Source organism: Flavobacterium xanthum, assembly GCF_900142695.1.
GTDB classification, from domain to species: Bacteria; Bacteroidota; Bacteroidia; order Flavobacteriales; family Flavobacteriaceae; genus Flavobacterium; species Flavobacterium xanthum.
On record NZ_FRBU01000073.1, the window covers coordinates 1 to 5,605 of the forward strand.

Genomic DNA, 5,605 nt, shown 5'->3' on the forward strand with positions numbered 1-5,605 from the left:
CAGGGAAAAGAATTAATTTTCTTTTCTTTGTTCTGAAAAAATATTTCATCTTTCTTTGAGATTCCTAACTTTCGCATTTATTAATTGAATTCAAGATGGCTTAAATCGGCTTTAAATTTGAAGCACAAAATACCAAAACACCAAGGTGATAAATGACAGTGGAATTCCAAAACCAATCATCATGCTGCTTAACCGGGGTTTTAAACCGTGGGAAGTCGCTAAGATACTTGCTGTAATCATGGGAGCCATAGCTGACTCCAAAATGGCAACCTCAATCATCTTTGAATGTTGTTGCAAAATTACGACATACAATAAATAAAGCAGTGCAGGAGTCAACATTAATTTATACAAAAGTCCTAATCCTAAAAACTTCCAATGTTGGCTTTTTCTATCAAACTGCAATTGTAAACCTACTGAAAGCATCGCTAGAGGTGTCATAACGCTTCCTGTTTTCTGCAATACAAATTGAACGTATTCGTGAAAATCAAAATTCAGATAATTCATTAAACAGGCGGCAAGAAAAGTTATAAATGGAGGAAAGAACATGATTTTTTTGGCAATATGAAAACCGTTTGGCGTTCCCGTAGAATATAACGTGGCTACTAGAATTCCTAAAGTGGAAAGCACAACAAACGAACCCGGTTGATCAACTAAAATAGCTGTTTTTAAGCCCTCTTCACCATATAAAGCCTCGATTATGGGAAAGCCTAAAAAGGAGGTATTCCCTAAACCAGCGGTAATAATTAAACAGCCGATGAGTTTTCTGGACCAGCCGAATTTTTTTCCCAAAAAACTAAACAAGAAGTAGGCACCAGCAAAAGTAATCCAAGCAACTCCAATAGGAAATAGCAATTCGTTACTCCACTCAATTTTTGGAATATAATATAAGGCTAAAGCGGGAAGACAAACGTAAATAACTATCTTGTTTAACAACTTGTAAATAGGAACGGGAAATCCTTTAATATTTTGGAAAATAATACCTAAAAACAAAAAAACGAAGATTAAAATAAAGTTGCTCATGGCGAAGAATTGATTGTAAAAATACCATTTAAATTCAGTTCCGGAATAAAGAAATTTATAAATTATAATTTTAACCAAAAGATAGAAATACATTTTATCTAACCTGTTGCGTGCAATTATTCAAAACGTCTGTTCGAGTGTTTTTTGTGAAGTAAAACGGAACAAAACTTCTCGATACGCTCCGCTACTTGAAGTGACGTGTATCAAGAACCGTTTTTAATGAAACTTTTCTTGTTCTCGCTACATTTTTCTACCGAAAAATACTCGAATTGACGAAAAATTACCATCAAAAACTAATTACACCCAACGGGTTTTAACTACTATAACACTAGGTCCTTTTTTTATTGGTAAAGTAAAAAACCTTCTTACCAAGTTTTACAACATATAAAAATTAAAAATCAAGCATTAAAAATAAAACGGCGTGAATTAAATCTGCTAAATACGTTCGATTTATTCTCAAAAAATATCAGAAACAGGACTAAACAGCGTAAACGCTATACTAATTTAAATTTTTCACCACAAAGTAACGGTTTCTTAGAGAAATCCTTTTTGAAACTATTTTTGTTTTCACTACTTTTACTTTTCAAATCACACGTTTTGTCAAACAAAAAATCCCACCCTAGCGCCTTACACGAAAAAGCAGGAATTCCTAGGCCAGAAATGATTAGCGCAACCGCTGTTGAGAACATCCAGCACTTTAGAAAAATACAACCCTCAGCGGCAGCATTAGTTGAAGGTATTTTAGCAGGAAACATAACCGCTTTAAGTCGCGCGATTACATTGGTAGAAAGTACGAATGGCACTCATTTGGCAAAAGCCACTGAAGTAATTAATGCGTGTTTACCGCATGCTAGCCAATCGGTACGAATAGGAATTACTGGTGTTCCAGGCGTAGGAAAAAGCACGTTTATCGAAGCTTTTGGAAAATTCTTGACGGGGTTAGGAAAAAAAGTGGCGGTTCTTGCCGTTGATCCCAGCAGTACGATAAGCCATGGGAGTATTTTGGGTGATAAGACACGAATGGAAGAATTAGTTAAAGACAAAAATGCCTATATCCGACCATCCGCTTCAGGAGACACATTAGGGGGTGTCGCACGAAAAACCCGCGAAAGTATTACCCTTTGTGAGGCTTGTGGCTTTGACACTATTATCATTGAAACCGTGGGAGTAGGTCAAAGTGAAACTGCCGTTCACAGCATGGTAGATTTCTTTTTGTTATTGAAAATATCCGGTGCTGGGGACGAATTACAAGGCATTAAACGAGGTATTATGGAAATGGCAGATGCAATTGTAATCAACAAAGCGGATGGCGATAACATTAAAAAAGCACAATTTGCTAAAATGGAATTCAATAGAGCATTGCATCTTTTTCCAGCTAAAAAATCCGGTTGGACGCCTACAACCTCAACTTGCAGTTCTGTTACACACGAAGGAATACCGGTGGTTTGGGAAACTATCGAAAAATTTATTGAATTGACAAAGGGAAATAATTACTTCTTTGAAAAGCGAAAAGAACAGAATCAATATTGGATGTTAGAAACGATAAACGAGCAATTGAAAACCAATTTTTACAACAACTCGGAAATTCAAAAATCATTGGATTCAACCAAAAAAGCGGTACAAAATGATGAAATTTCACCCTTTGCAGCCGCTCAGTTTTTGCTGGAAAAATATTTTAAAAAAGACTAGTATTTTATCCTTTGATCTTTAGTTCTAAATAGGTTTCGTATCCATATTTTAACATCAGAAGTCCTAAAATAATTTTGATAAACTTACCAATAACATATCCTACACTATGTCCTAAATTATAAGCATTTCCAAAGTTCGTATTCGATTTAATTTCAAATGGTAAAAAGTTAAAAATCCCAGTGATAATTAGCATCGTCCCAAAAACAAACATGACATACATAAATATATTTTTCATTTCTACCTAAATTTTATTAGTTGCACAAAAAACAGGAACTAAGATCTATTACAATTGTCCCTTTCCATAAAGTTTACTCTTTCTCGTAACGTTCCATTTCTCGATCGTAGAATTCGTTTGCAAGAACAATAAGCCCTTCCAATTCCGCATTTAATTCGCCTTCATCAAGATCTTCGGCTTCTTCGATAAACTCTACCTCATCATCCTTCAGATTGATAATAAAACGAGGATAATCAAGATGGATGATAAAAATATCCTCTGGAAAATCAGTATTGTCGCCTAGTAAAAATTTTGGTAATTCCATGAATTTGATTATTTAAGTAATTTAGTTATTTTATTTTTTTTCGTTTTGAACCACCAACATTCTTGTCAATCGCGCAAAGCGAATATACAAAAATAAAGCGGCAGCAGTCAATCCTGCCAAAAGTCCAATCCAAATTCCAACAGCTTTTAGTTCCGTAAACTTCCCTAAATAATATGAAATCGGAAAACCGATAATCCAGTAGGAAACGAAGGTAATGTACATGGGGATTTTTACATCTTGTAAACCCCGTAAAGCTCCCAAAACAACAACTTGAATCCCATCGGAAATTTGAAAAATGGCAGCTACCAAAAGTAACTTAGAAGTGATTATAATAATTTCTGAATTATCTAGCACTTGACTCGGATCGTCCATATTTAAAAACAGATGAGGCAAAAATTGATGAAAAACCACAAAGATGATCGCAAATAAAGTTTCCAGAATAATGGCTAACAAGAAAATAGATCGAGCAACAACAATCAATTTTTTATAATCATTCATTCCTTTAGTATGACTCACCCGAATCATTGCCGTAACACTTAATCCCATTGCAACCATAAAGGTTGACGAGGCTAAAATAAGCGCAATTTGATTGGCCGCCTGGCTATTTTTACCTAAAGAACCAGAGAGCCAAATTGCAGCAGTAAACAAGGTCACTTCAAATAACATTTGCATGGCTGAAGGCAAACCAAGATCGATAATTTTCTTCAAAATTGATTTGCGAATTTCTTTAAAGCTAAAGTTCTTAAAATATTTTTTCATGACGGAATTATTTTTCATGAGATAATGCATAAAAACAACCATCATTATTCGGGAAATTACAGTGCCCAAAGCCGCACCTAAAATACCTAATTTTGGAAAAATCCAAATTCCGTAAATCAATACATAATTAAAAAAGATATGTACCACATTCGCTAATAATATAGCGTACATAGAATATTTAGTTTTCGCTAATCCATCCGCAAATTGCTTGTAACCTTGATAAATGATTACAGGAATTAAAGAAAAGGCCACCCAATCAATATAAGGCGCCGCCAAGTCAGCCACTTCTTTGGGTTGTTGCATCAAATACATAATTTGTTTGGAAAGCACCGTCAAAATAAATAATGCAATGCCTAATACCGTGCACAAAAGCAGTCCATGATGAAAAGTAGTTCGGATTTTTTGATCATCTCTCTCCGCATCTGCTTCTGCAACTAATGGTGTGATTGCTGTAGAAAACCCAATTCCTATAGACAAAGCTATAAAAATGAAACTGTTACCTAACGAAACAGCCGCCAACTCGGTAGAACCCAATTTGCCAACCATAAAATTATCAACGATTCCTATTAAAGTATGACCTAACATTCCTAAAATAACAGGATAGGCTAATTTAATATTATAAGAAAACTCTTTGAAGTATATAGAAAAATTCACTTTTCGCTTTTTTGTTGGCAAATATAATTAGAAGCTTTCAATTGCATCCATACAATTGGATATATAACGTATTTATTTTATTCTGCTACCTGCAAAAACAAGGAATTCTATAACAAAACAACTTAATTCTATAACTTTTGAAAAACTTACAGTCTTACTTTTGCAATGTTGTTTTTAGCCAAACAAAACCCCTAAAAACAACGAAAATATTAAAAAAATACAATTATGAAAATCGCAGGAAAAATTAAATTCGCACTAGCACTTACAATCTCAATGATGTTTGCTAGCAATGTAGAAGCTCAAGAAACAACAAATGAAGCAACAAATTACGATCAAGGATTTCGTTTAGGATTTGGTGCAAATGCTGGATACTCAGTACATGACCCATACAAATTAGCACTTGGAGCTGATGTAAGAGGACAATATGATTTATCAAAAAGATACTCTTTGACTTTGACTACAGGTTACACTAACTTATTTGTCAGCAAAGCGGATGCTTTTCCTGGACAAACAGAAGGAAAAGATTTAGGGATTATCCCAGCAAAAGCGGGTTTTAAAGCTTTTGTATGGAATGATCAATTTTACTTAATGGGAGAAGCTGGTGCTGCATTTGCAGTAAGTAATGTAGATAATACTAGAGAGAAAACTTCTTTATTGTTATCCCCAAGTATAGGTTACGCAACTAAGTACATAGATGTTTCTTTGAACTATACACATTACAGTCATTTTGATCGTTTAAACAATAATGGTTCTCTTGGTAAAGGAGTTGGACAAGTAGGTGTTCGTTTAGCTTATGGTTTCAAACTATAATCCTACTTTGAATTAAAAACAAAGATGCCTCGTAAATTCAGGGCACTGAAAAAGTCATTTTATAATTATTATCATAAAAACGAGGCAGAAAAACTTTATTTTCTGCCTCGTTTTTTGTATTTTTAAATGTAATT

At 34.2% G+C, this 5,605-nt stretch carries 6 protein-coding genes; 2 read left to right on the top strand and 4 right to left on the bottom strand.

The window, feature by feature from the left end; translation table 11 throughout:
- Positions 1 to 111 precede the first annotated feature (111 nt).
- The gene (locus tag BUC11_RS16160) at positions 112 to 1,020 is read right to left on the bottom strand and encodes an AEC family transporter (protein ID WP_073355724.1); all 909 of its coding nucleotides are present in this window, start codon (positions 1,018 to 1,020) and stop codon (positions 112 to 114) included.
- Positions 1,021 to 1,617: 597 nt separating this feature from the next.
- On the opposite strand from BUC11_RS16160, the gene meaB reads away from it, so the two are divergent.
- On the top strand, positions 1,618 to 2,709 hold the full coding sequence (gene meaB, locus BUC11_RS16165) for a methylmalonyl Co-A mutase-associated GTPase MeaB (protein ID WP_073355726.1): 1,092 nt from the start codon (positions 1,618 to 1,620) through the stop codon (positions 2,707 to 2,709).
- A 4-nt stretch (positions 2,710 to 2,713) separates the two neighbouring features.
- On the opposite strand, the gene BUC11_RS16170 is transcribed toward meaB, so the two are convergent.
- From BUC11_RS16170 to BUC11_RS16180, 3 genes are all read right to left on the bottom strand, one after another.
- Positions 2,714 to 2,944 (bottom strand): hypothetical protein, encoded by a 231-nt coding sequence (locus BUC11_RS16170; protein WP_073355720.1) that lies wholly within the window; start codon positions 2,942 to 2,944, stop codon positions 2,714 to 2,716.
- Between the two features lie 73 nt (positions 2,945 to 3,017).
- The gene (locus tag BUC11_RS16175; RefSeq protein ID WP_066082618.1) at positions 3,018 to 3,248 is read right to left on the bottom strand and encodes a hypothetical protein; all 231 of its coding nucleotides are present in this window, start codon (positions 3,246 to 3,248) and stop codon (positions 3,018 to 3,020) included.
- A 30-nt stretch (positions 3,249 to 3,278) separates the two neighbouring features.
- A complete protein-coding gene (locus BUC11_RS16180; RefSeq protein WP_073355727.1) occupies positions 3,279 to 4,661 on the bottom strand; it encodes an MATE family efflux transporter in 1,383 nt (460 codons plus the stop codon).
- 225 nt (positions 4,662 to 4,886) lie between these two features.
- Between BUC11_RS16180 and BUC11_RS16185 the strand changes: the two genes are divergently transcribed.
- Positions 4,887 to 5,471 carry a hypothetical protein gene (locus tag BUC11_RS16185; protein ID WP_073355723.1) on the top strand — a complete coding sequence of 195 codons (585 nt, stop codon included), beginning with the start codon at positions 4,887 to 4,889 and terminating at the stop codon, positions 5,469 to 5,471.
- Positions 5,472 to 5,605: the final 134 nt, after the last annotated feature.

Coding starts and splice junctions, on each gene's coding strand:
- BUC11_RS16160 (WP_073355724.1), bottom strand. CDS start 1,020: ATGAGCAACTTTATTTTAATCTTCGTTTTTTTGTTTTTAGGTATTATT.
- BUC11_RS16170 (WP_073355720.1), bottom strand. CDS start 2,944: ATGAAAAATATATTTATGTATGTCATGTTTGTTTTTGGGACGATGCTA.
- BUC11_RS16175 (WP_066082618.1), bottom strand. CDS start 3,248: ATGGAATTACCAAAATTTTTACTAGGCGACAATACTGATTTTCCAGAG.
- BUC11_RS16185 (WP_073355723.1), top strand. CDS start 4,887: ATGAAAATCGCAGGAAAAATTAAATTCGCACTAGCACTTACAATCTCA.